Source organism: Haloferax massiliensis, assembly GCF_001368915.1.
GTDB lineage: Archaea > Halobacteriota > Halobacteria > Halobacteriales > Haloferacaceae > Haloferax > Haloferax massiliensis.
On sequence record NZ_CSTE01000003.1, the window covers coordinates 122,672 to 145,686 of the forward strand.

Genomic DNA, 23,015 nt, shown 5'->3' on the forward strand with positions numbered 1-23,015 from the left:
TCGTCTGGTAATAGGTGTTGGCACGGGGTCAGTCCCCGCCGGTCGCCTGCGATTGGTTGTTCTTCGAGGTGCCTTTCTTCGAGGTCTTCGCGTGGCGCGCCCGGAGGCGGACGTTGAACAGGCTGTCGAGCCCCTGCGACAGGAGGACGAGCCCGAACGACAGCAGGAAGATGCAGACCATGGGCGCGACCATCCACGGGAGCATGTCCGGGCGGGTGAGCGCGTTGCCCTCGTACGCGAGGTTCATCATCACGCCCCAGTTGAACGTGGTAAAGGGCAGGATGCCGAGGAAGTACAGCCCCACGGACTCGAAGATGATGCGACGGGAGGTGAGCGCCCCGTTTATCATCACGTACGGCATGAGCTGCGAGAGGATGTCCCGCCGGAGAATCGACGACAGCGGGATGCCCATGATTTCGGACGCCTCGACGTAGGACTCCTCGCGGATGCTCAGCACCTGCGAGCGGACGGTCCGCGCCAGCCCGGGCCAGTTGTCGATGCCGAGGAAGACCCCGACGATGTAGGGGTTCTCGGGCTGGAAGATGGCCGTGATGACGATGATGAGCGGCAGGCCCGGAATCGTGATGACCACGTCGGTGACGGTCATCAGGAACGAGTCGATGCGCGTGCCGTGTTCGAAGCCGGCGACGACGCCCACGAGGGCGGCGAAGCCGACGCTCACGACCGCGCCCGCGAATATCATCTTGAACATGCCCGGCGTCGCGTGGATGAGCTGGGCGTGAATCGGCTGGCCGAACACGTCGGTGCCGAGCGGGTACGCGAGCGACTCGAACGGCGCGGCGAGGACGGGAGCGTCACCGCTGGTCGGCCGCTCGACGAGCCAGACGCCGACGGTTCCCATGAGGAGGAAAAAGGCGAGAATCGCGCCGCCGACGAGCGCGCGCCAGTCGTCGGCCGCGATGCGCGCGGGGGCGACGACGTTCATTTCGAGGAATCGCTTTGCGCGGTCGGCCCGCGATTCCGGGTCCGGGTCGATGTCTTCGTCGTAGAGGTCCTTCAGGTCGAACGAGTCGGAATGTGCTTCGCTCATAGTTACTCCTCACCCACCGAGATGCGCGGGTCGATGAGCGTGTACGTGAGGTCGGCGATGAAGATGGCGGTCAGCGAAATCGCCGTGAACACGAGGAGCGTGCCCATCAAAAGCGGGTAGTCCTGCGTCTTGACCGCCTCGAACATCAGGAGGCCCATGCCCGGGTACGCGAAGACCTCCTCGACGATGACGGCGCTGCTGAAGACGCCGGCGATGCCGATCATGAACTGCGTGTACATCGGGAGGATGGAGTTGTGCCCGAGGTACTGCGTGGCGATGCGGGTCTCGCGGAGACCCCGCAGTTGCGCCACGCGGATGTAGTCCTCGCCGAGGACGCGAATCGCGTTGCCGCGCATGGCGAGCGCGCCGGAGGTCGCGAGCGCGCCCATCGAAATCGCCGGGAGCGCCGCGTGTTGCACGAGGCTGAGCATGAACTCGGGGTTGTACCCCGCGGCGATTCCCGAGCCGATGCGGCCGCCCGTCGGGAAGTAGTTGTTCTGGATGGCGAGGAAGTAGATGAGCACGACGCCGACGATGTAGTACGGAATCGAGTTGAGCCCGATGATGAGCGATGACACCGTGGAGTCGAACCGCGACTTCTCGCGGTAGGCCGTCATCACGCCGAGGAAGATGCTCAGCGAGTAACCCAGCGCGAGCGCGTAGACGCTGATGAACATCGACCACGGGATGCGCTGCATGATGAGCGTCGTGACCTCCTCGTTTTTGAAGAACGAGGTGCCGAGGTCCTGCCGGAGAATCACGTCAGACGCGTAATTGAAGTACTGTACGTGCATCGGCTGGTCCGGGTTCACGTTCGTGTAGAGCTGTATCATCCTGTTCAGTCGGTCGATGTCGACGCTCCCGCCGCTCTGCGAGAGAATCACGCTCCGCATCGCTTCCGTCGGCCCGCCGGGCATGGCCTGATACAGCAGAAACGAGACCGTCATCGTGACGAGAAACGTCAGTATCGCTTGCCCGAGACGCTTCAACAAATACTTTGGTGTCATTATTAATAGTTTGGCTTCTAGCGTGAGAGAGCTTAATTGTGGTGGTTAAGCCCGTTGGGGGTGCCGTCTCACCTTACTGCGAGTTCGAGCTAATCCATCCGTTCTTGAACGAGAACTCGCCCGGCCGGTTCGTGTTGAGTTCGTAGTCGTCGCCCGTCGGCATGGAGAAGTCCTGCGTATCGCCCCAGTAGCCGGAGTCCTCCTCGACGAAGACGAAGTCGGGAAGCGCGTAGTTGAACCACTGGACGAGGTCGCGGGTTCGCTCTCTGACCTGTTCTGCCGACTCGGAGTTCGGCAGGTCGTTCATCAGTTTCGCGGGCTGAATCTCCCTGCCGCTGCCCGAAATCTCGGCCGCGCCGACCTCGCTCGGGATGGTCGTCGTAAAGGGCTTGCCCGTCGGACCGGTCTCGTTCCCGCTGGACGGGTCGCCGACCTCGATGCCGTAGAAGTTGTTCGAGAAGTACGCCGTCGGGTGCCACAGCGCCTTCGCGACGTGCCATATCCAGAAGATGTCCGCCTCGTACGTCTGGAGGCGCTGGTAGTAGTCGGTCGAGCTGACGGTGCTGATTTCGGTCTGGAGGCCGAACGCGTTGAGCTGGTCGTTGAAGACCTTCGTGGCCTGCACCTGGGTGTTGTTGTTCTGCGTGAGGACGGTGAACGTGAAGGACTCGCCGTTCGGGTCGACCCACGTGCCGTTCTCCTTGGTGTAGCCGGCGTCTTCGAGCAGTTGCGTCGCGGTTTCGAGGTCCTTGCCGACCGGGTAGTCGATGAGCTGGTCGACGAAGTCCGAACCGAGGTACTCGTCGTGAATCGTCGAGCGCAGCGCCGTCTGGTTCTCGGCGGGCTCGCCGACGGTCCCGGCCTGCCGCATCGCGGCGACCATCGACTCGAAGTCCACCGCGTTGACGATGGCGCGTCGGACGGGGAGCCGCGCGATGTGCTCGTTTTTGAAGTTGAACGTGAACTTCTGGGTGCGGAACCAGTTGAGCCGGTAGACGTTCTCGATGTTGTCCGGGTACCGGGACTGCTGGGACTCCGACATGAGCACGTCGGGGTTCATGTCGAGCTGGTCGTTCACCGACAGCGACTCCACGTCGGAGGTCGTCTCGGGGATGATGCGCACCTTCGGGATGTCCGTGCGGCTCGCGTACGGGTGGTCTTCGAACTTTTCGAGGATGGTCTCCGAGGAGTTGAAGCCGGTGACGCGGTACAGCGCGTTGCCGAGTCCCTCGTCGATGAGCTGCTGGGTGGTGATGCTCATATCGAGGAGGTCGCTCGTCACGCTCTCGCGCTCGCTGTCACTCGATGCTTCCTCGTAGCGGGTGAGGTACTCGCGGTAGACCGACCGCGGGGTGTTGACGAACGTCTCGGCGACGTTCGCCTTCATGAGGTTGGGCGAGACGGCCGTCTTGAACGTCCGCTCGATGGTGTAGTCGTCCACCAGCGTGTTGCTCTCGATGGGCGACTCCTCGGGCGACTGCAGGCGGTCGATTTCGAGGCCGACGTAGTAGTCTTCGGCCGTCAGGTCGTCGCCGTTCCACCACTTGAACCCCTCGGGGAACGTCAGCGTGAGCGTCCGCCCGTCGACGCTCATGTCTTCGAGCAGGTCGGGTCGGACCGTCCCGTCGGCGTAGCCGCGCGCGACTTCCTCGAACAGTTGGTCCTGCAGGGTGTGCGCGTAGTTGCCGAGGCTGTAGCGGTTGAACTGCACGTCAGTCGCGGGTCGCCCCGCGGGGTAATCGAGGGTGTCGTCGGCGATGGTCGAGCCGCCCTCGGTGTTCGTGCCCCCGTCCGTGCCGTCTTCGGTGTTTCCGCCCTCGGTCGTCTGCCCCGAGCTATCGAAGCAACCGGCCAGTCCGGCCGTCCCAGCCACCGCTCCGTACTTGATAAGGTCTCGTCTACTCCAGTTGGTTGAACGCTTTCCAGCCATGCGGTATCATCTATCATGATACTCCCTGTTAATATAGATACTGGATTTGCCCATACTATCCATGATAGAGAAAATACCTGTTGCGCCGCTCGTCACGATGGTCGGTCGGCGTCCGTCTCACGCGCTCTTCGCCGTCCACAGCAACAGTCCGAGCATCACGACCGCCAGCCCGCCGAACGTCGTCAACTGGAGGTAGACGAGCGCGTGGGTCGTCGTTCCCGGCTCTATCGACGGAAGCGAGACGAGGAGCAGCGCGATGGAAGCCAGCGAGATGACGAGGACGAACTTCATCCGGGTCTCGTAATCGCGGAGCACGTCGGCGAGACTCGATTCGGGCATGCCTACGTAGAGTACCGCGGTGTATTTCAGTATACTGCCCCCGGTTCCTGCGGTAGACTTAGATAAGACGAGACGGAATGCAGGTGCATGGACAGAGGATTAGTACTCATCGAGAACACCGACTCGCACGCGGACCTCCTCCGGGAGGCCAGAGAACACGCGCTCGGCGCGGACGCCGACCTCGTCCTCCTCGTCACGCTCACCGAAGACGAGTTCGAGGAGACCCAGGAGGTCCTCGACACCATCGGGGACGTCGAGCACACGTCGTACACGGAACAGGACGCGTTCAAGGGCGCGATGAACGACGCCGAGGAAGTCGCCCGAGAGGTGTTCGGGACCGACGACGAGGTGTCCTACGACATCGTCCCGCGAATCGCCGCCGAGAAAGAGCGCGCCGAGACGGTCATCGAAGTCGCGGAAGAGGAGGACGCGGACCACGTGTTCATCCTCGGCCGGAACCGCTCGCCGACCGGGAAGGCGCTGTTCGGCGACCTCGCGCAGTTCGTGATTCTCAACTTCGACGGCTACGTCACGCTCCACACCGAGTGAGCGTCGTCGCGGCGGGCTGCCCCGCCGCCATCATTTTTCGGACTCACCGACTCGCGCAGTAGGCGATACGTCCGTCGTCAGCCGCCAACAGCGAACCGACGGCCGCCGGTTCGACGACCGCCTCAGCGCGTCTTGTCCACGACGTAGTCGAGCGTCACGTCGACGCCGGGGTCGGTGCGCCACTCGAAGACGAGGTCCCAACACCCGGCGGAGCCGTTCCACTCCACGTAGCTCTCCCACGCGTACGTCTCGGCGGTCCCCGTCGTCGCGGGCTTCGCGCGGACCGAGAGCGCCGACGCCTCGAAGTCCTCCGGTTCGTCGACGCTCCCCGGGATTGTCACGTCGGGGAACTCGCTGACGCCCTCGACGCGGGCCGCGGGCGATTCGCCGGCCGAGAGCGTCACCTCGCCGTCGGCGAAGCCGCCGCCGACGTTGTCCCGAACGACCGTCGTGTTCGAGAAAATCCCGATGTTCCGGGTCGTCCCGCCGCCCCGAACGTCGTTGTTGACGATGCGGTTGTGGTTGCACGCCGGCCCGGTTTCGAGGATGCCCCACGTCTGTCTCGGCTCGTCGCGGTCGTCGTAGACGCGGAGGTTGCTGATGGAGACGCCCTCGGCCGGAAGCTGTTCGCCGTCGTCCCGCGAGTCGATGCGGACGCCGTCGCCGTTCGTGTTCTTGACGACGCCGCCCTGCACCGCGAAGTCCCGGCAGTTCTGCACGAGGATTCCTTGGTCCTCCGCCCCCTCGATGTTGACGTGGCCGATGGTGACGTCGTAGCACTCGGAGACGCCGAAGACGCCCCGGTTGCCGCCGCGGCTGACGACCTCGCCGACCGTCACGTCGTGTGCGCCGTTGGCGACGCGGAACGTCGCGTAGCCCGCGGGGCCGCCCGGTTCGAGGCCGACGACGCTGTTGACTGTCGCGTCGACGGTGTCGTTGAGGAGGACGACGCAACTCGCGGGGTCGTTGCCGACGACCTGCTCGATTTGGATGCGGTCGACGCCGTAGGTCTCGACGCCGTGGTGGTCGTTCCCCTCGACGTATATCTGCTCCATCTGGATGTCGGTCGAGCGGGGCGCGTCACCCCGGCCGTCGATGCGGATGCCGTCACTCGTCACGCCCGTGATGCGGACGTCGCCGATGCGGACGTTCGAACAACTGGTGAGTCGGATGCCCATCGCCGCGGGTCCCTCGACGACGAGCGACTCGACTTCGACGTGGTCCGCGCCGACGGCCCGGACGACCGGCGGCACGGACTCGCCCTCGGGAACCGAGAGCGTGGCCGGCGCGTCGAGCGTCGTGTAACTCGGGAGTTCGAGGCTCCCGTCCCCGCTCGTAATCTCGCCGGGCGAGGCGATGAGCACCTTCTCGTTCCACGTCCGCCCCTCGGTGAGGCTATCGATGGCCGCTTGCGCGACCGGCACGACGCTGTCGCCCGACGCGACTTCGCCGTCCGCGCCGTCCGCGTGGAACGCCCCGTCGTCGTCCTTCCAGACGATGACGTCGGCGTCGCGCGCCGAGGTGTACACGTGGTCCACGTCGAGCGACGCGAGGTTGTACAGCCCGTTCCCGTTCGCGTCGACGTCTCGGTTCCACGGCTTGCCGTCCGCCCCCCGACCGTCGTCGCGTTCCTCGCCGTCGCCGCGCTCGCCGTCGGACCGGGCGGCCGCGGGACCGGATAGCGCCGCGACCCCGGTCCCTCCGAGGAGCGCGAGCGCTGTTCGTCTGCTGAGCGATGCCCGATTCGAATCGCTGTCTGTGGGTGTGTCTTTCATACCCACGAAAACGTGTCTGACAACTACATAAAAATCTGATTGCAGAGTTCCCTTCGCTCGTGTGAGCTACGGGGGTCGTTGGAAGCACCGAAAACGGGACAGACGGCGGGACGTGGCTCGGACTTCGGGACTACTCCGGCGGGCTGTCCCACTCCTCGCCGTCGTCCTGCGGGTGATACCCGATTTGCGAGCGGGCGTGTTCGAGGTCGTACCACCGGCGCTGGTTGTCGCTCACGCCGCTGAAGATGCCGAACTCGACGTCGTCGTCCTGCAGGCAGCAGTCGATTTCGTGGGCGAAGTCGCGGCGGGACTGCCACATCGCCTTCATGCGCCCGACGGTCTCCTCGTACTCGGCGCTCCCGCGCTCGAACTCGCCGTTCTCGACGGCCTGCTCGGCGTCGCCGTAGGGATGGTCGTACTCGGGCATCCGGACGCTGCACACCCGGAGGGCGTAGAACTGCTTGGGGTATTCGTAGTTCTCGACGTAGTAGCGACCCATGTCCTCGCCGTAGGCCTTCGACGCGCCGTAGAACGAGTCGGGGCGGACGGGGTCGTCGTGCCCGATGACGAGGCCGTGACCCGGTTCGTAAATCTCGGGGGAGAACTCGTCTTCGTAGCCGCCCATGACGTGGTTGGTCGAGAGGAAGACGAACGACTCGATTTCGTTCTCGCGGGCGACTTCGAGCGCGTTGTACATCCCGATGATGTTGGGCTCGAAGATGTCCTCCCACGTGCCGTCGGTGTAGGGGTACGCCGCCATGTGAATCATGGCGTCCTGTCCCGCCGCGGCGTCGTTGAGGGCGTCGTAGTCGGACACGTCGCCGACGACGGTGTCGTAGCCCCCGTAGGGGTGGTCGTCGGGTCGGTCAGAGCGGTTGAAATACGTGAAGTCGTAGGCGTCGTCGTCGTGCAGGTGGTCTATGACTGCGGTGCCGCACCGGCCATAGACGCCGGTCATCAAGACGTCCATACGAATCCACTCTGACCAAATCGTAATAAATTGATGGGTGGCGAAGTCGGGCCGCGCGTCGGAACACTCCGCACCGACCGAACCACCCCGTCGCCACCCGCCCCGCTCAGTTCACGAACGCTGAACGTCGCGTTCCGGACCGGACGACTCGCGGGCGCTCTCACGCGCGTACGACGGGTTCAAGGGTTGACGATGGCTTTATCACGGTTGACTCAGATTGACTGTACCATGCCACTCGCAGACGACCGTGTACGTAGTCGTCTCCGTGGCGTCGCCGTCGGCTTGCTCACGCCGTTCGACGACGACCTGGAGATTCAACACGACAAACTCGAAGCGAACGCGAAGTCGCTTTCCGGCGACGGTATCTCGTCGTTCCTCGCGGCCGCGAACATCAGCGAATATCACTCCCTCACCCAGCAGGAGCGCGTCGACGTGACTGAGACGGCGGTCGACGCGCTCCCCGACAGCGCCTGCGTCCTCGCCGGCGTCGGCGGGTCGACGAAGGCGGCGACTGACCTGATGGACGCCTACGACCGCGTCGGCGTCGACGCCATGATGGTCATGCCGCCGGACCACACGTACGTCCACGAGCGCGGCCTGCTTCGCTACTACGAGAAACTCGACGCCGCGACCGACACGCCGCTCGTTCCCTACGTCCGCGGCTTCGACCCCTCGGTCGCCTTCCTCCGCGACCTCTCTCGCATCGAGGGCGTCGTCGGCGTCAAGTACGCCATCGAGGACCCGGTCAAACTCGGCTCCGCCGTCGCCGCCGCGGACGACGACGTGGTCTGGGTGGACGGCCTCGCGGAGCCGTACGCCGTCTCGTTTTGGAACGAGGGTATCGAGGGGTTCTCGGCGGGGGTCAGTAACTTCCGCCCGGAAATCGGCCTCGCGCTGTTCGATGCGCTCTCCGAGGAGAACTGGGAGCGCGCCCGCGAGATTCGCGACCTGACGCTTCCCTTCCAAGCCCTCCGCGGCGAGACGGGAGAAGACAACGACCTCCCCGGCGCGATCAGCGTTCCGGTGGTGAAGAAGGGCCTCGAACTGGCCGGCCTGCACGGCGGGGCGGTCCGCGAGCCGATTCGGTCGCTGTCGGCCGAAGACGAGCGCCGCGCCGAGGAACTGTACGAGGAGCTGTCCGACGGCGTCGCCCGCGTCATCGACTGACTGGCGATATCGACCCGAGCGCGCACCGACATCCGGCCGCATCGACGACGACTGACCACCACCCACACTGCCTGACGGCTCCCGACTGTGTCGGTCGGAAGCACCCACCACTATCTTTGAGCCCCGAGTCGCGTCTCCGCCTCCCCTACCGTTCGGAGCGGTGCCAGCCCGTCTGGAGGCGACGACCCTCCCCCGCTGCGCTCACCTGTCCCAGACAGCCGAGGGCTGAACCGCCCAAGCCGACCACCGCGGAGTCGCCGTGTTCCTGCCCTCCGTTCGCAGGTGGGGAACGCATTATCGGAGAATTGTGCCGATTATTCCCCTGCAATGATTTCGATGTTCCTCTCTCGCGAACGTGGGTTGTTGTTGACTGTAACGTAGAAATTCGGGCGATTAGGGGGTTTAGTGTTCCCGGGGAACCACCCGATGGAGGCGACGAACGCGCGAATTCGGAGGCACAGTAGCCCAGATATTACAAGCATATGGGTGTAATTTTCCCGCCTCGGGAACCCGGCTGTCGAATCAGGCCGTAGCCCGCGGTGGCGCTCGCCGCGCGTCGGCGGTCGGAGGTAGCGATAAGTAGGTGCGGAGTGTGCGTGACTCACACGGTATGCAGCACGACGATATCCAGCACGACGACGTTCAGTTCCACAACGTCAGGGCGCTCCAGCGGGTCAGACCACACGAGGGGCTTCGACTGCTCCGCGTCCCGGAGGCCGTCAGGAGCGGCCTGAACACCGGCGCGCAGACGCGGATGTGTCACCCGGCGGGGACCGAGATTCGGTTCGTCCCCGAGGGGACGGTTCGAATCACGCTCTCCTCCGAGGAGCGAAACAGCCTCGTTCGACCGTTCTGGGGGGACTTTCAGGCGAGCGGCGAGGAGTTCACGCTCGGCCCGGAGCCGACGACGGTCGAACTGTCCCTCCCGGAGTCGCTTACCGACCTCGACCCGGAGGCGACCGGCGAGATGCGCTATGCGCCCGACGTGTGTCGACTCGTCTTCCCCGGCGACCACCGCGGCGGCCACATCTACTATCACGACGTCGAGGGCGCGCGACGGCCGCCGACCGCCGACGAGGTGCCGAGCCTCCGATACCTCGCGTACGGAACGTCGATTACCGAGGGCGAGGCCCCGTCGGCGGAGATGCTCACGTACGTCAACCAGACGGCTCTCCGACTGGGCGCGGACCCGATAAACCTCGGCTCCTGCGGGACCGCCTACTGCGACCCCGCGATGGCCGACCACATCGCCGCCCGCGACGACTGGGACGTGGCGACGCTCTCGCTTTCGGTGAACATGGTCGGTCGATTCTCGCCCGACGAGTTCCGCGAGCGGGCCGCTGACATGGTCGAAACCGTCGCCGCGGCGAACCCGACGAAACCCGTCGCCTGCATCACGCTGTTCCCGCACGTGCGCGAGTATCAACGCGACCACGAGGAGGCGACGCTCTCCGAGACGTTCCGCCAACACCTCCGCGACGTGGTCGCCGAGTGCGGCTACGACAACGTCCACCTCGTGGAGGGGCCGGACCTCCTGCCGACCGCCAGCGGGATGACGACCGACCTCGTCCACCCCGGCGACGACGCGATGATTCGCGTCGGCGAACGCCTCGCTCGTGAGCTCGAATCTCTCATGGACGATTAACCGGAATACGCGCGATTCAGGCGCTCTCGTGCTCGAATTACCCGAACGAAATCTCCGCGAGCGTAACACCGAAGAACCCCCCTGTTCGATGGAAGGGTATGACCGTCGCCGCAAATCTGGGCTACATGCTCGGGGTGCTCTGCCTCGGGGCGCTAGCGAAGCGTCTCGGCGTCCTCGACAGCGGCCGCCGCGACAAGCTCACGTTCTTCGCGTTCGCCTTCGCGCTCCCCGCGCTCGTGTTCACCTCGACGTACGACCAGCCGATTCGCGAGGTCATCGAACCGACGCTCCTCCTGGGTTTCTGGCTCGTCCTCTTCACCATGCTGTTCGTCGGCTGGGTCGTCCACCGCCGGGTGTCGCCGGACTCGGCCCGCAGCGTCGCCATCGTCCAGTCGTACTACTCGAACCTCGGCTTCCTCGGCCTCCCGCTCGTCAAGTCGACGTTCGGCTCGCTGGCGTCGGCGAAGGCGGCCGTCATCCTCGGCGTCGGCGCGCTCACGCACGTCCCGCTCACCATCACCGTCCTCGTCCTCGTCAACGGCGCTGACGTATCGTTCAGAGAGGAGTTCGTCGGCGTGCTCAAGACGCCGGTCATCCCGGCGCTCGTGTTGGGGCTCGCCTTCTCCGGGCTCGGCCTCGGCGTCCCCGGCGTCCTCCTGACGGGTCTCAACGCGCTCTCCTCGCTCGCGCTCCCCGTCGCGCTGCTCTCTATCGGCGCGTCGCTCACCGTCTCCACCGAGTCGTTCGACTTCCGCACCGTCGGCGCCGTCGTCGGGAGCAAGGTCGTCCTGATGCCGCTTCTCGCCTTCGCCGTGTTCTCGACGTTCGCGACGAGTTGGTCGACGGTCCAAGCCGGCGTGACGATGCTCGCGACGCCGACCGCCGTCTCGTCGTTCGTCTACGCGAACGAACTCGGCGGCGACGCCGACCTCGCGTCGATGAACGTGTTCGCCACGACCGCCGTCTCGGTCGCGACGCTCTTCGTCGTTCTCCAGTTCCTGCTCTGAGTCGGCGGCTCGTCGCTCTTTCTTCGAATGGTCCAAATTCGCGTGCCCCACGCCCGGTGTCGCTCACGAGCGCGGGCCGGCCACCGGCGTTCGGCATGAGAAGCTTACTTAGTGATGGGTGTGCATGGCTAGGTCGAATGTCGAGAACCTACGGTAACTTCATCGACGGCGAATGGACCGACTCCCAGTCGGGAGAGACGTTCGAAGTGACGAACCCCGCGGCGGCCGGCGAAGTCGTCAGCGTCCACCCCGCGTCCACCGAGGCGGACGTCGAGGCGGCGCTCGACGCGGCCGTCGCCGCGCAGGACGAGTGGGCGTCGACGCCCGGCCCGTCCCGCGGCGCGATTCTCCGCGAGGCAGGTAACAACCTCGAAGCGCGGAAGGACGAGGCGACCGAGGTGCTCGTCCGCGAGGAGGGCAAGACGCGCTCCGAGGCGGGCGGCGAGGTACAGCGCGCAATCGACATCTTCCACTACTACGGCGCGAAGGCGCGGGACGTCGGCGGCACCGTCAAGTCGGCGAGCGCCCCCGGAAAGGACCTCTACACGAAGCACGAACCCCTCGGGACGGTCGCGCTCATCACGCCGTGGAACTACCCCATCGCCATCCCGGTGTGGAAGCTCGCCCCGGCGCTCGCCGCCGGCAACACCGCGGTCCTCAAGCCGGCGTCAGAGGCACCGGGCGTCGTCGCTATCGTCCTCGAATGCCTCGACGACGCGGGCCTGCCGGCCGGCGTGGCGAACACAATCACCGGGTCCGGGAGCGAGGTCGGCGGCCCGCTCATCGAGAGCGAGCGCATCGACGGCGTCTCCTTCACCGGGAGCACCGCCGTGGGGACGATGGTCGCCGAGACGGCCGCGGTCGACCTCAAGCGCGTCCAGTGTGAGATGGGCGGCAAGAACCCGACCGTCGTGATGCCCAGCGCGGACATCGAAGACGCCGCCGAGACCGTCGGCGTCGGCGCGTTCGGCACGACCGGCCAGTCGTGTACGGCCACCTCGCGCGCCATCGTCCACGAAGACGTCTACGACGAGTTCGTTGCGGCCGTCTCGGACTACGCCGAGTCGCTCGTCGTCGGCGACGGCCTCGACGACCCCGACGTGGGCCCGCACGTCTCCGAGAGCGAACTCTCTTCGACGCTCGAATACATCGACATCGGCTCCGCCGAGGGCGCGACGCTCGAAGCCGGCGGGAGCAGGCTCTTCGGCGACGACTACGACGACGGCTACTTCGTCGAGCCGACGGTGTTCTCCGGCGTCGAAAACGACGCTCGCATCGCCCAAGAGGAGATTTTCGGCCCCGTGCTCGCGGTCGTCAAAGCCGACTCGTTCGAGGACGCGCTCGCCCTCGCCAACGACGTCGACTACGGCCTGTCTGCCAGCATCGTCACGCAGGACCTCAGCGAGGGCAAACGCTTCGTCAACGAGGTCGAAGCGGGCGTCGCGAAAATCAACGAGAAGACGACCGGCCTCGAACTCCACGTCCCCTTCGGCGGCTACAAGGACTCGTCGACCAACACGTACCGCGAGCAGGGCGACGCCGGACTCGACTTCTTCTCGTCGGTGAAGACCATCTACGAGAACTACTGAGCCGCGGGCCCCCGCGCGCTCAGGAAAACTTCGTGTTCAGTTCGATGACGTTCGCGGCGCTCCGGACGTAGTCCGCGAGTTCGCCGTGCAGGCGGTCTTCGGTGAACCGACTCGACGGACCGGTGATGCTTATCGCGCCGAGGATGGTCTCGTCGTTCTTGACGGGCGCGGAGACACAGCGCAGACCGTTGATGTTCTCCTCGTCGTCGATGCCGTAGCCCTGCTCGCGGATGGTTTCGAGTTCCTCGAACAGTTCTTCGGGGCTGGTGATGGTGTTCGCCGTCTTCGGCTCGTACTCCATCTCCGCCGCAATCTCCTCGATGCGCTCGGCGGGCAGATACGCGAGAATCGTCTTGCCGAGCGACGTGGAGTACATCGGCTGTTGGGTCCCCACCCGGGAGAGCGTCTCGACGGCGTGGTCTCCCTGGGCCTTGTGGAGGTACGAGACCATCCCGTACTCCTCGACGCCGAACTGGACGATTTCGCCCGTCTCATCGGCCAGCGAGTCGACCTCCTTCTGGACGATGTCGAAGTTCCCTATCTGGTCGCGGACGTGCGAGGCGACGTCGAGAAACCGCAGTCCGAGCCGGTAGCCGTCGCCCTCGCGCACGATGATACGCCGCTCTTCGAGCGTTCGGAGGTGGCTGTGGACGGTGCTCTTGGAGTGACCGAGCTCGTCGGCGATTCTCGTCACGCCGATACCCGCCTCCTCCTGTAGGAGGTCGATGATGTTGAACGCTATCTGGACCGAGCGGATGGTTCGGCCGGGGCGTTTGTTCGGTTGGGGGCTCATGGTGTGACAGTCGGACCAAAGCCGTATATATCTGTTCCCGCTTGGGGAACGCCCCGTTTTGGCGACCGAGCACCCCCGAGGCGTCCCGGCCGGCCGAGTGGCGCACACGGCCGCCGACCCGCGGCGGCGCGCGGGCATGGGATACATTTTTCATCCTCGGACGTATTCGTGTGGGTACCGTACCCATGCCAGCAGACGAGCTTACACCAGTCCAGCGCGCCGCCTCGTATCTCCGGTCTTTGGACATCGACGGTCAGTCGTGGATCACCGGCGTCGCCATCAACGGCCTGCTCGCCGAGGGCGGAGACGAGTCGGTCGAGCGCGCGAAACGCCTCGTCGATACCGCGGTGGCGACCCAGAACGACGCCGGGCAGTTGAGCTACGGGCCGAGCTACCCGATAGAGGTGTTCAGCCACGGCCGCGAGTACGAGGCGAGCTGGGAGCTGACCGTCAAGAAGTGCATGAACACGAACAACAGCACCGCCATCGGTCACGGCGTCCTCGACTTCTACGACCGGACGGGCGAGGACCGCTACCTCGACGCGGCCGAGCGCGCCTACGAGTCGCTTCTGTCCTTCGAGCGGACCGAGGACGGCGGCATCCCCCACCACGACCCCGAACTCGCGGGCATCAAGTCGCTGTGGATAGACTCCGTCTACATGATGTGTCCGTTCCTCGCCCGCTACGGCGAGGCCGCGGGCGACGCCGACGCCTTCGACGAGGCGGTCGACCAGATTCTGATTCACGCCGCGCACCTCCGCGACGGCCACACGGGGCTGTTCCGACACATCTGGGTCGAACAGCCGAACCACTACCCGCAGGGCGCGTTCTGGGCGCGCGGCAACGGCTGGGCCGCCGCCGCGTCGGCCGACGTGCTCGAACGGCTCCCCGAGGACCACCCGAAGCGCGACGACCTCCTCGACCTGTTCCGGTCGCACTGCGAGGCGCTGCTCCCGCTCCAAGACGGCAGCGGCTTCTGGCACAACCTCGTCGACGACCCGCACACGCCGCTGGAGTCGTCGGGGACGCTCATGTTCGCCTACGCCTTCGCCCGCGGCATCGACCTCGGTATCCTCGACGAGGAGACCTACCGCCAACCCGCCGAAGACGGACTCGCGGCCGTCTCCCGCGTCGTCGGCGACGAGGGCGCGGTCAACCGCGTCGCCGGGCCGCCGGGCGGTCCCGAAGCACCCCTGACGGACACGCCTTACGGGCAGGGCTGGTTCCTGATGGCCGCGGCCGCGCTCGACTGAGACCTTCGACCTCGGCGTCCTTCTCGACTCGTTCCGAGCCGGCACCACAGTTATGCGCCCCGGCGCACAGTGACGAACGAACGCGAGCGACAGAAGACACTATGACCTACCACGCAGGCATCATCGGCACGGGCGGCATCGCAGGGATGGGCATCCTCGGCATGCACGACGAGGAAGCCATCGGCAGAGAGAAAATCGACGCGAGCCACGCGGGCGGCTACGCCGCGACCGACGACGTCGAACTCGTCGCCGTCGCCGACGTGGACGAGTCGAAACTGGACACCTTCGGCGAGGCGTGGGATATCCCAGCGGACCGCCGGTACGTCGGCCACGAGGCGATGCTCGAAGCCGAGGACCTCGACGCCGTGTCGGTCTGCACGCCGTCGTTCCTCCACCGCGACCACGTCGTCGACGCCGCGCGCTCCGCCGCCGGCCCCTCGGTCATCTGGTGCGAGAAGCCCATCGCGTCGTCCGTCAGCGACGCCGAGGAGATGGTCGCCGTCTGCGACGAGACCGACACGGAACTCGTCATCAACCACTCGTTCCGGTTCACGGACAAGCTTCGTCGACTCCGCGACCTCGTCCGCGAGGAGGGCATCCTCGGCGACGTGAAGTCCGTGAGCGCGCAGTACCGCATGGAACTCATGCGGAACTCCACGCACGTCCTCGACACGCTCGTCTACCTCCTCGACGCGCGGGCGTCGCGGGTGAGCGGGCACATCACCGGCGAGAACGAGGCGCTCGACGCGCTGGACGCCACGGAGTCGGTCGTCGATGCCGGCGGCGGCGGGCACGTCGTCATGGACGACGGCACGTTCGTCACCGTGGACTGCACGATCCCGCGCGACGTCTCCTCGATGACGCTGAGTTTCATCGGCACCGAGGGCAAACTCTACATGAACAACGACGACGGCGAGTGGCGCTACTGGTCGCTCGAAGACGGCGAGCACGTCGAGCGACCGCTCCCCGGCATCGAGGGCGCGTGGACGTGGGAGGACGACTACGAGGGGTCGTTCGCCAACGCGGCGGCCCACGTGCAGGACCTTCTCGACGGGCAGGTGGAGAACTACTCGCCCGGCGGCGCGGCCACTCGCTCGCTCGAAATCATCGTCGGGTTCTACCTCTCGCACTACACCGACTCGACGGTCGATGTCCCGCTTCCGGGGCCGCTCCGCGAGGTGCCTATCACGTCGTGGTAGTCCGCGGGCGGTCGGTTCGTCGCTCATGACGGAAAGCCATCCGGCATGGCCGGACGCTCGCTCACCGTCGGCGTTCACCGATAACGTTCCGAATATACGTGACTGACGCGCTGTCGGCACGGAGTAGCGCCGTTTCGTGACGCGTGCCCGCGGTCGCCTACGGCGTCACCGATTCGAGCCCGACCGCCGAGCGATTCCTTCGAGAATCCGGTCGGAATCACGTCCGAATTACATTTCTATGGGCGTAATGATTCGTGGGCGTACGACCCGCATTGACGGCGGGAGTGCGCAACTAGCCCTGCGTTCTCGCCTCGACGGACGACCGCAACTGGTCGGTTCCGTCCCGAACGAACTTCCGATATCGCCGGACGGCCATCCGGCAGAGCCGGAGATTCGAGACATTCGGAGAATCGCCCCGACATTCGGGTTAAAGTGGCAAAAGACGGGGACCTACGGGGATTGATTCGATACTGATGGTGTTGATAAATTCGGTCGGCACGGCGTTTCGTCCGCCATGTCCGGACAATCCTCGTTTTTCGGGCGTCAGACCATCCGGTAGACTTCGTCCATCCAACTGTCGTCGGTCTCGACGGTGATACCGCTCATGACCTCCGCCCAGTCGGCCTGCGCCTCGCTGTTGTCCATCACTTCTTGGATGGCCTCGGGGTCGTCGACTTCCATGAAGCCGAAGACGTGGCCGTTCTTCTCGAAGACGCTGTAGGTCCGCAGGCCGGCGTCAGAGTCCAAGTAGGCCGATTCGAGCGCCTCGGGGACGTTCTCGTGTTTCGTTCGGTACTCCTCTCGCTTGCCGTCTTCTATCTCCAGGTGGAACGCGATTCGCGCCATACGGCCTCCGATTCGGCGGCACCCGTCTTAGCTTTTCGGCGGGTAAGATTTAGTACGGGGACGCCCGTCGTCGATTGTAATGATAGATTCTCACACCCACGCGTGGGGTGCCGCGAGTCCGGACCACCCGTGGACCAACGGCCCCATCTTGGACCTCGTGGACAGCTTCGACGTACACACCGTCTACACCGCCGACCGCTTGCTCGCCGACATGGACCGAAACGGCGTGGACGAGGCCGTCGTCGTGGGCTATCCCATCTGCGACTGGACGGACAACTGGTACACCCGCCGGGTCGCCGCCGAGCACGACCGACTCCACGGCGTCGTGATGCTCGACCCCTTCGCCGACGACGCCGTCGAGCGCCTCGACCGATGCATGGAGACCGACGGCGTCCTCGGCTTCCGACTGGGCGCGGCCTGCCCGTACGACCGGATGTGGGAGACGTTCGACCCGAGCGTGACGTGGCTCAGAGAGAGCGTCGAGGAGACCGCCTTCTGGGAGGCCGCGGTCGAACACGACGCCACGGTCCAGATTCTCTGCGACCACGGGCAACTCGACCAGGCGCTCGAACTCGTCGAGACGTACCCCGAACTCACCTACCTGTTCGACCACTTCGCCCACGCGGGCCCGGACACGCCCACCGACGAGGGGACGTTCGGCCGCTTTGCCGACCTCGCGGAACACGACTCGGTCGCGGTGAAGGTCTCGGAGATCGTCCACATGTCCGACTCGGCGTTCCCCTATGCCGACATGCACGACCACGTCCGGTGGCTCCTCGACACCTTCGGGCGCGAGCGGGTCGTCTGGGGTTCCGACTATCCGAACGTCAGCGACGTGGCCAGCTACGCGGAGGCGTGCAACTGGCTCAAGCAGGTCGACTCGCTGTCGGCGGCCGACCGGTCGTGGCTGACCGGGAAGTCGTTCCGGCGGCACGTCGACCTCGGGTGAGCGTGACGGTCGCTCAAGCGCGCTCGCTCGGCTGCGTCATTCGCCACCCGTCGAGCCGTGACACGCGATTCTCACCGACATATTTATTATAATGAACTATAGTGGTTTGTAATGGCACATCATGATAGACAGTGGTTCACAGAACCGGCTCAGTAGGCGGCGGTACGTGACCGGGTTCGGAGCGGGTCTCACGGCGGCGTTGGCGGGTTGTATGGGTGGCGGAAACGACGGTGGCGGCGGTTCCGGCGGCGGCGGGTCCGGGTCGCAGTCCCTCGACTTCTGGCTGTTCGGCGGCATTCCCGCAGAGCGGGAGTACATCAGCAATCACTACAGCGGCTACGGCGACCACGACGTCACCTACCAGCACCAAGAGTGGGGACAGAAGTACCAGATTATCGCGTCCGCGGCGGCCAACAACAACCTCCCGGACGTGATGGCCGGCCAGACCCAGCAGATTCCGGACTACGTCGGCGCGAGCGCAATTCAGCCGCTCGACCAAGAGCAGTTCGCCGACCAGTTGGAGGAGATAAACAGCCGGTTCATTCAGGCGAACGTCGACACCCAGATTTACGACAGCCTCGGCGACACCGACGGGGAACGACAGTGGGGGCTCCCCGGCGGCTACGCCGACCTCGGTCCGTTCGTGGACATCCGAACCGACTACCTCGAACAGACGAGCTTCGACAGCCCGCCGCGCAACTGGGAGGAACTCATCCAACTCGGCGAGGAGATGCAGGAGCTCGACGAGGTGTCGGCGGCAATTACCGCGCCGGGAACCGACTTCGGCCTGACGACCGGGTACTTCATCGGCTTCGTCTACGCCAACGGCGGTCGGTACTTCGACCCCGAGACGCTGGAGGCGACGGTCGACCAACCCGGCTTCGTCGACGCCGTCAAGCTCTATCAGGACATCGCCGAGGCCGGGCTGTTCCCCGACTCGATGGCCGAGAACGACCACATCGGTGCGGGACGGCTCCTCCGCGAGGGCGAGTCCGGCATCTTCATCACGTACTCGCACGCCAACGCGGTCTACCAGACGACCGGCGCGCCGCAGGCGTGGCTGGACGGCGAGGGCCACACCGTCACCCGCGCGCCGCTTCCGGACAGCCCGTCGGGGAGCTTCGAACCTCGCGACCTGCTCTTGCAGAACGCGCAGGGCTTCATGCTCGGCAACGGCACCGACTCGGAGGCCGAACTGCAGGCCGCGTTCGACTTCACCGAGTGGTGGAACTCCGAAGAACAGCTCGCGCCGTGGACCTACGACGCCGAGAACGACGTGGGCATCCGCGGGCGCGTCCCGACGCTCAAGAGCGCCTTCGAGGACCCGAGTGACCTCTTCCGGAGCCAGTTCGGCGACCTCGTGACGCTGTACGAGAACGACGACCTGTTCACGCGCACCTCGCGGTTCCCGTCGTTCTCGGGCATCGCGTCGGTCCAGAGCATCATCAACACCGAGGTCATCCAGCCGGTCGTCCTCGGCAACGCGACGGCCGAAGAGGCCTGTAGCACCGCCAACGAATCGGTTCAGGAAGTCATCGACGAGGAGCTCGCCTGACGATGCGACTCGAACCGTCGCTCGAACGACGGCGGCCCAACGGCGGTGAGTTACGGCCATGAGTTACTCGAAGCAGGCGAGGGGCTCGTTCGAGAGCGTCTCCGAGCGGATTCCGGAGGGTGTCAAGGTGTACCTCCCGGTCCTGCCGGTGACGGCGCTCGTCGGACTGTTCATCCTCTACCCCATCGCGCAAGCCATCTATTCGAGCTTCTTCAACAAAGACCTGCTCGCGCCCAGCGAGGCCGAGTTCGTCGGACTGGCGAACTACGCCGAAATCTGGTCGAATCCGACTATCCATCAGGTCCTGTGGAACACGCTCATCTGGGTCGTCGTCGGCAGTTCCGCCGCTATCGTCCTCGGCTTCCTGATGGGTTGGCTCCTCCACGAGAAACTGCCGTACACGAGCGTCGCGAGCGCAATCGTGCTCATCCCGTGGGTCCTCCCGCGGGTCGTCGGCGCGTCCATCTGGCAGTTCATGTTCGGCGGGTCGCAGGGCATCATCAACGAACTGCTCGTCCAGCTCGGCGTCATCGACGAGTACATCGTCATGCTCGGCTCGACGGAGCTCTCGCTGTGGCCGCCCATCATCGGGATGATTTGGCGGCTCGCACCGCTTTTCGCGCTGTTGACGCTCACGTCCCTGCAGGGCATCGACGAGCATCTCTACGAGGCCGCGCGCATGGACGGCGCGACGCCGTGGGAGCAGTTCCGGTTCATCACCATCCCGATGATGCGGTACAACCTCGCCATCGGGTTCCTCCTGATGCTCATCTACAACATCAGGAACTTCTCGATGATTTGGGTGATGACGAAGGGCGGCCCCGGCGTCTCCAGTAGCACGCTCCCGGTCATGATTTACCGGACGGCGTTCGTCGACTTCGACGTGGGGCTGGCGTCGGCGCTGTCGCTCATCCTGTTCGTCGTCCTGCTCGTGTTCTCGTACTACTACATTCAGGTGTACGACCAAGTGCGGGGTGACGTCTGATGGCGGCGAAAGACCCCGACACGGCCGCCGAGTTCCGGCGGAACGAGTCGTGGCTGTTCGACACCACGGCGGGCGCGTACGTCCGCAAGACGGCGGTTTCGCTCCTGACGCTCGTCGTCTTCGCGTTCGTCCTCTTCCCGCTGTACTGGATGGTCGTGACGGCGTTCAAGACCACCGCGGAGATTCAGCAGATTCCGCCGACGGTGTTCCCGAACGACTTCTCGTTGGAGGGCTTCCGGCTCGTCGTCGAGTCGTCGATTCAGGCGGGCGGCTACACCTCGCTTTTCGCTAACCTGTTCGGCTGGCAGGCGTCGTCGGCCATCGACATCGACATCCTGTCGCTCGTGCTGAACAGCCTGAAAGTCGCGATCGGCGCGGGCGCAATCGCGCTCGTCTTCGGGACGGCCGCGTCGTACGTGCTCTCGCGCCGCGACTTCGCCGGGAAGAACGCGCTCATGAGCATCTTCCTCGCGTCGCTGATGTTCCCCGGGACCGCCATCATGGTCCCCGAGTGGGAACTCGTCTCGGCGCTCGGCCTGTTCAACACGCACCTCGTGTTGATCTTCATCTACGGCGCGATGACCGCGCCGTTCGTCGTCTGGCTGATGAAGGGCTTCTTCGACGACTTCCCGGACTCGATTATCGAGGCCTCCCGCATCGACCAGTGTAGCTCGATAGAGACGTTCTGGTACGTCATCGTCCCGATGGCGCGGAACTCGCTCATCGCATCGTTCATCTTCGCGTTCCTCCTCGCGTGGAACGAGTTGGTGTTCGCGCTGACGCTCCTCGACAACTCGCGGTACACGGTTCCGCCGGGACTCCTGACGTTCGTACAGGGGTTCAACACCCAGTGGAACGTCGTCGCCGCGGCCTCGATTATCATCTCGCTTCCCGTCCTGCTCGGACTGGCCTACATCCAGCGCTACTTCGTGCAGGGGCTCACCGGCGGCGCGATTAAGGGATAATACCCTTCGCCCGCCGTCTCTCGGTGCCGCACGTCGCGGTCAATTTTCGTCGTCAGTCGCTAGGTTTAAGGGGTGTTCTACGGTAATGTTTTACAATGACACACCTAACAGTAGACGGTGTCACGAAGATTTTCGGCGACCCCGACAAGGACGGTGTCGTCGCAGTCGACGACCTCGACATCGACGTCGAAGACGGGGAGTTTCTAGTTTTGCTCGGCCCGAGCGGGTGCGGGAAGACGACGACGCTCCGGATGATCGGCGGACTGGAGACGCTGACCTCCGGTGAAATTCGCTTCGACGACGTCGTCGTCAACGACATCAAAGCCCGCAACCGCGACGTGGCGATGGTGTTCCAGGACTTCGCGCTCTACCCGCATATGACCGTCCGAGAGAACCTCGGGTTCGGCCTCAAGCGGGAGGACAACGGCATGTCGACGGCGGACGTCAACGAGCGGGTCGAGGAAGTGGCGACGATGCTCGAAATCGAACAGCTCCTGAACAACAAGCCCGCACAGCTCTCGGGCGGGCAGAAACAGCGCGTCGCGCTCGGCAGAGCGATCATCCGCGAGCCGCGGCTGTTCCTGTTCGACGAGCCGCTCGCGAACCTCGACGCGAAGCTCCGCAAGACGATGCGGACCGAAATCGACGAACTGCAGTCCGAGGTCGGAATCACCTCCGCGTACGTCACCCACAACCAGGAGGAGGCGATGACCATCGCCGACAAAATCGCCGTCCTCAACGACGGCGCGCTCCAGCAGTTGGGCCGCCCGGAGGAGGTGTTCAACGAGCCCGCGAACCTCTTCGTCGCGCAGTTCGTCGGGAGTCCGGACATGAACATCTACGACGGCGTCGTCGAGGAGGCCGCCGACGGCGTTCGCGTCGAACTCGACGGCGTGAGCTTCGAACTGCCGAGCGACGCCCTCGACGCGGAGGTGCCGCCCGGCGGCGTCAACGTCGGCTTCCGGCCGCAGGACTTCTACCAGACGGGGAAGCGGCGCGCCGACGGACTGACCTTCGACGTCGATATCCGCGTCATCGAGCCGGTCGGAACGAAAGCCATCGTTCACGGCGACGGCCCCATGGGCGACGTCACCGCCGAAATCGGCGAGTTCCACGGGCTGTCGGCCGGTGACACGCTGTCGCTTTCCATCGCGCCCGAACACGTCTACCTGTTCGACGCCGAGACGGAGGCGCTGCGCAAGGGCCGGCGTATCGAGAACCGGGCGTCCGTCCAATCGCAGTCCCAGTCGTCGGAGTCGGACGGCGTCGAAATATAACTCGGCGCGACTGCCGCCCAGCAAACGTCAGCGGGCGTGGTGTCTCGCGGCACGCAGAGCCGCGGCTTCAGCCGCGCTACGGCCGAAATTCTCCGACCGCACCCAAACATATTAATCGGTGTGTTCACATGGTGTAACCGAGACGAACTCACACGGTTATTCGC

20 protein-coding genes are annotated in these 23,015 nt (G+C 65.1%); 12 read left to right on the top strand and 8 right to left on the bottom strand.

Going from position 1 to position 23,015, the window contains the following annotated elements:
- Positions 1 to 28: 28 nt before the first annotated feature.
- The 4 genes from BN996_RS14170 to BN996_RS14185 all read right to left on the bottom strand — a co-directional run bounded on the left by BN996_RS14170 (position 29) and on the right by BN996_RS14185 (position 4,327).
- On the bottom strand, positions 29 to 1,051 hold the full coding sequence (locus BN996_RS14170; RefSeq protein WP_089780154.1) for an ABC transporter permease: 1,023 nt from the start codon (positions 1,049 to 1,051) through the stop codon (positions 29 to 31).
- Positions 1,052 to 1,053: 2 nt separating this feature from the next.
- On the bottom strand, positions 1,054 to 2,058 hold the full coding sequence (locus BN996_RS14175) for an ABC transporter permease (protein ID WP_226908753.1): 1,005 nt from the start codon (positions 2,056 to 2,058) through the stop codon (positions 1,054 to 1,056).
- 73 nt (positions 2,059 to 2,131) lie between these two features.
- On the bottom strand, positions 2,132 to 3,931 hold the full coding sequence (locus BN996_RS14180; protein WP_089780156.1) for an ABC transporter substrate-binding protein: 1,800 nt from the start codon (positions 3,929 to 3,931) through the stop codon (positions 2,132 to 2,134).
- Positions 3,932 to 4,105: 174 nt separating this feature from the next.
- The gene (locus BN996_RS14185; RefSeq protein ID WP_089780158.1) at positions 4,106 to 4,327 is read right to left on the bottom strand and encodes a hypothetical protein; all 222 of its coding nucleotides are present in this window, start codon (positions 4,325 to 4,327) and stop codon (positions 4,106 to 4,108) included.
- A gap of 87 nt (positions 4,328 to 4,414) precedes the next feature.
- Here BN996_RS14185 and BN996_RS14190 point away from each other — a divergent pair, with 87 nt between their 5' ends.
- A complete protein-coding gene (locus BN996_RS14190) occupies positions 4,415 to 4,876 on the top strand; it encodes a universal stress protein (RefSeq protein ID WP_089780159.1) in 462 nt (153 codons plus the stop codon).
- Positions 4,877 to 4,998: 122 nt separating this feature from the next.
- On the opposite strand, the gene BN996_RS14195 is transcribed toward BN996_RS14190, so the two are convergent.
- Both BN996_RS14195 and BN996_RS14200 read right to left on the bottom strand, forming a co-directional pair.
- The gene (locus tag BN996_RS14195; RefSeq protein ID WP_089780161.1) at positions 4,999 to 6,651 is read right to left on the bottom strand and encodes a right-handed parallel beta-helix repeat-containing protein; all 1,653 of its coding nucleotides are present in this window, start codon (positions 6,649 to 6,651) and stop codon (positions 4,999 to 5,001) included.
- 130 nt (positions 6,652 to 6,781) lie between these two features.
- Positions 6,782 to 7,621, bottom strand: a complete 840-nt coding sequence (locus BN996_RS14200) for an NAD-dependent epimerase/dehydratase family protein (protein WP_089780163.1) — start codon at positions 7,619 to 7,621, stop codon at positions 6,782 to 6,784.
- Between the two features lie 228 nt (positions 7,622 to 7,849).
- Between BN996_RS14200 and BN996_RS14205 the strand changes: the two genes are divergently transcribed.
- The 4 genes from BN996_RS14205 (at position 7,850) to xacF (ending at position 13,029) form a co-directional block, all read left to right on the top strand.
- Complete coding sequence (locus tag BN996_RS14205; protein WP_089780165.1) at positions 7,850 to 8,788, top strand: dihydrodipicolinate synthase family protein; 939 nt, start codon at positions 7,850 to 7,852, stop codon at positions 8,786 to 8,788.
- Between the two features lie 610 nt (positions 8,789 to 9,398).
- Complete coding sequence (locus tag BN996_RS14210) at positions 9,399 to 10,433, top strand: SGNH/GDSL hydrolase family protein (RefSeq protein WP_089780167.1); 1,035 nt, start codon at positions 9,399 to 9,401, stop codon at positions 10,431 to 10,433.
- A gap of 98 nt (positions 10,434 to 10,531) precedes the next feature.
- Complete coding sequence (locus BN996_RS14215) at positions 10,532 to 11,440, top strand: AEC family transporter (protein ID WP_089780169.1); 909 nt, start codon at positions 10,532 to 10,534, stop codon at positions 11,438 to 11,440.
- A gap of 137 nt (positions 11,441 to 11,577) precedes the next feature.
- A complete protein-coding gene (xacF, locus tag BN996_RS14220) occupies positions 11,578 to 13,029 on the top strand; it encodes a 2,5-dioxovalerate dehydrogenase (protein ID WP_089780171.1) in 1,452 nt (483 codons plus the stop codon).
- A 19-nt stretch (positions 13,030 to 13,048) separates the two neighbouring features.
- Here the strand turns inward: xacF and BN996_RS14225 are convergent, their stop codons facing one another.
- Positions 13,049 to 13,822 carry an IclR family transcriptional regulator gene (locus BN996_RS14225; protein WP_089780173.1) on the bottom strand — a complete coding sequence of 258 codons (774 nt, stop codon included), beginning with the start codon at positions 13,820 to 13,822 and terminating at the stop codon, positions 13,049 to 13,051.
- 185 nt (positions 13,823 to 14,007) lie between these two features.
- On the opposite strand from BN996_RS14225, the gene BN996_RS14230 reads away from it, so the two are divergent.
- Positions 14,008 to 15,075, top strand: coding sequence for a glycoside hydrolase family 88/105 protein (locus BN996_RS14230; protein WP_089780175.1), 1,068 nt, complete (start codon positions 14,008 to 14,010; stop codon positions 15,073 to 15,075).
- 101 nt (positions 15,076 to 15,176) lie between these two features.
- On the top strand, positions 15,177 to 16,274 hold the full coding sequence (locus BN996_RS14235; protein WP_089780177.1) for a Gfo/Idh/MocA family protein: 1,098 nt from the start codon (positions 15,177 to 15,179) through the stop codon (positions 16,272 to 16,274).
- Positions 16,275 to 16,817: 543 nt separating this feature from the next.
- Here BN996_RS14235 and BN996_RS14240 read toward each other — a convergent pair.
- The gene (locus BN996_RS14240; RefSeq protein ID WP_089780180.1) at positions 16,818 to 17,120 is read right to left on the bottom strand and encodes an L-rhamnose mutarotase; all 303 of its coding nucleotides are present in this window, start codon (positions 17,118 to 17,120) and stop codon (positions 16,818 to 16,820) included.
- A gap of 79 nt (positions 17,121 to 17,199) precedes the next feature.
- Here BN996_RS14240 and rhcC point away from each other — a divergent pair, with 79 nt between their 5' ends.
- The 5 genes from rhcC (at position 17,200) to BN996_RS14265 (ending at position 22,851) form a co-directional block, all read left to right on the top strand.
- Entirely contained in the window at positions 17,200 to 18,069 is an 870-nt protein-coding gene (gene rhcC / locus BN996_RS14245) for an L-rhamnono-1,4-lactonase (protein ID WP_089780181.1), read from the top strand.
- A gap of 211 nt (positions 18,070 to 18,280) precedes the next feature.
- Positions 18,281 to 19,624, top strand: a complete 1,344-nt coding sequence (locus BN996_RS14250; protein ID WP_089780183.1) for an ABC transporter substrate-binding protein — start codon at positions 18,281 to 18,283, stop codon at positions 19,622 to 19,624.
- A 58-nt stretch (positions 19,625 to 19,682) separates the two neighbouring features.
- Entirely contained in the window at positions 19,683 to 20,609 is a 927-nt protein-coding gene (locus BN996_RS14255; RefSeq protein WP_042665828.1) for a carbohydrate ABC transporter permease, read from the top strand.
- Entirely contained in the window at positions 20,609 to 21,574 is a 966-nt protein-coding gene (locus tag BN996_RS14260; protein ID WP_004041047.1) for a carbohydrate ABC transporter permease, read from the top strand. Before BN996_RS14255 ends, BN996_RS14260 begins: the two co-directional genes overlap by 1 nt.
- 95 nt (positions 21,575 to 21,669) lie before the next feature.
- The gene (locus BN996_RS14265) at positions 21,670 to 22,851 is read left to right on the top strand and encodes an ABC transporter ATP-binding protein (RefSeq protein ID WP_089780185.1); all 1,182 of its coding nucleotides are present in this window, start codon (positions 21,670 to 21,672) and stop codon (positions 22,849 to 22,851) included.
- The last annotated feature ends 164 nt before the right edge of the window (positions 22,852 to 23,015 follow it).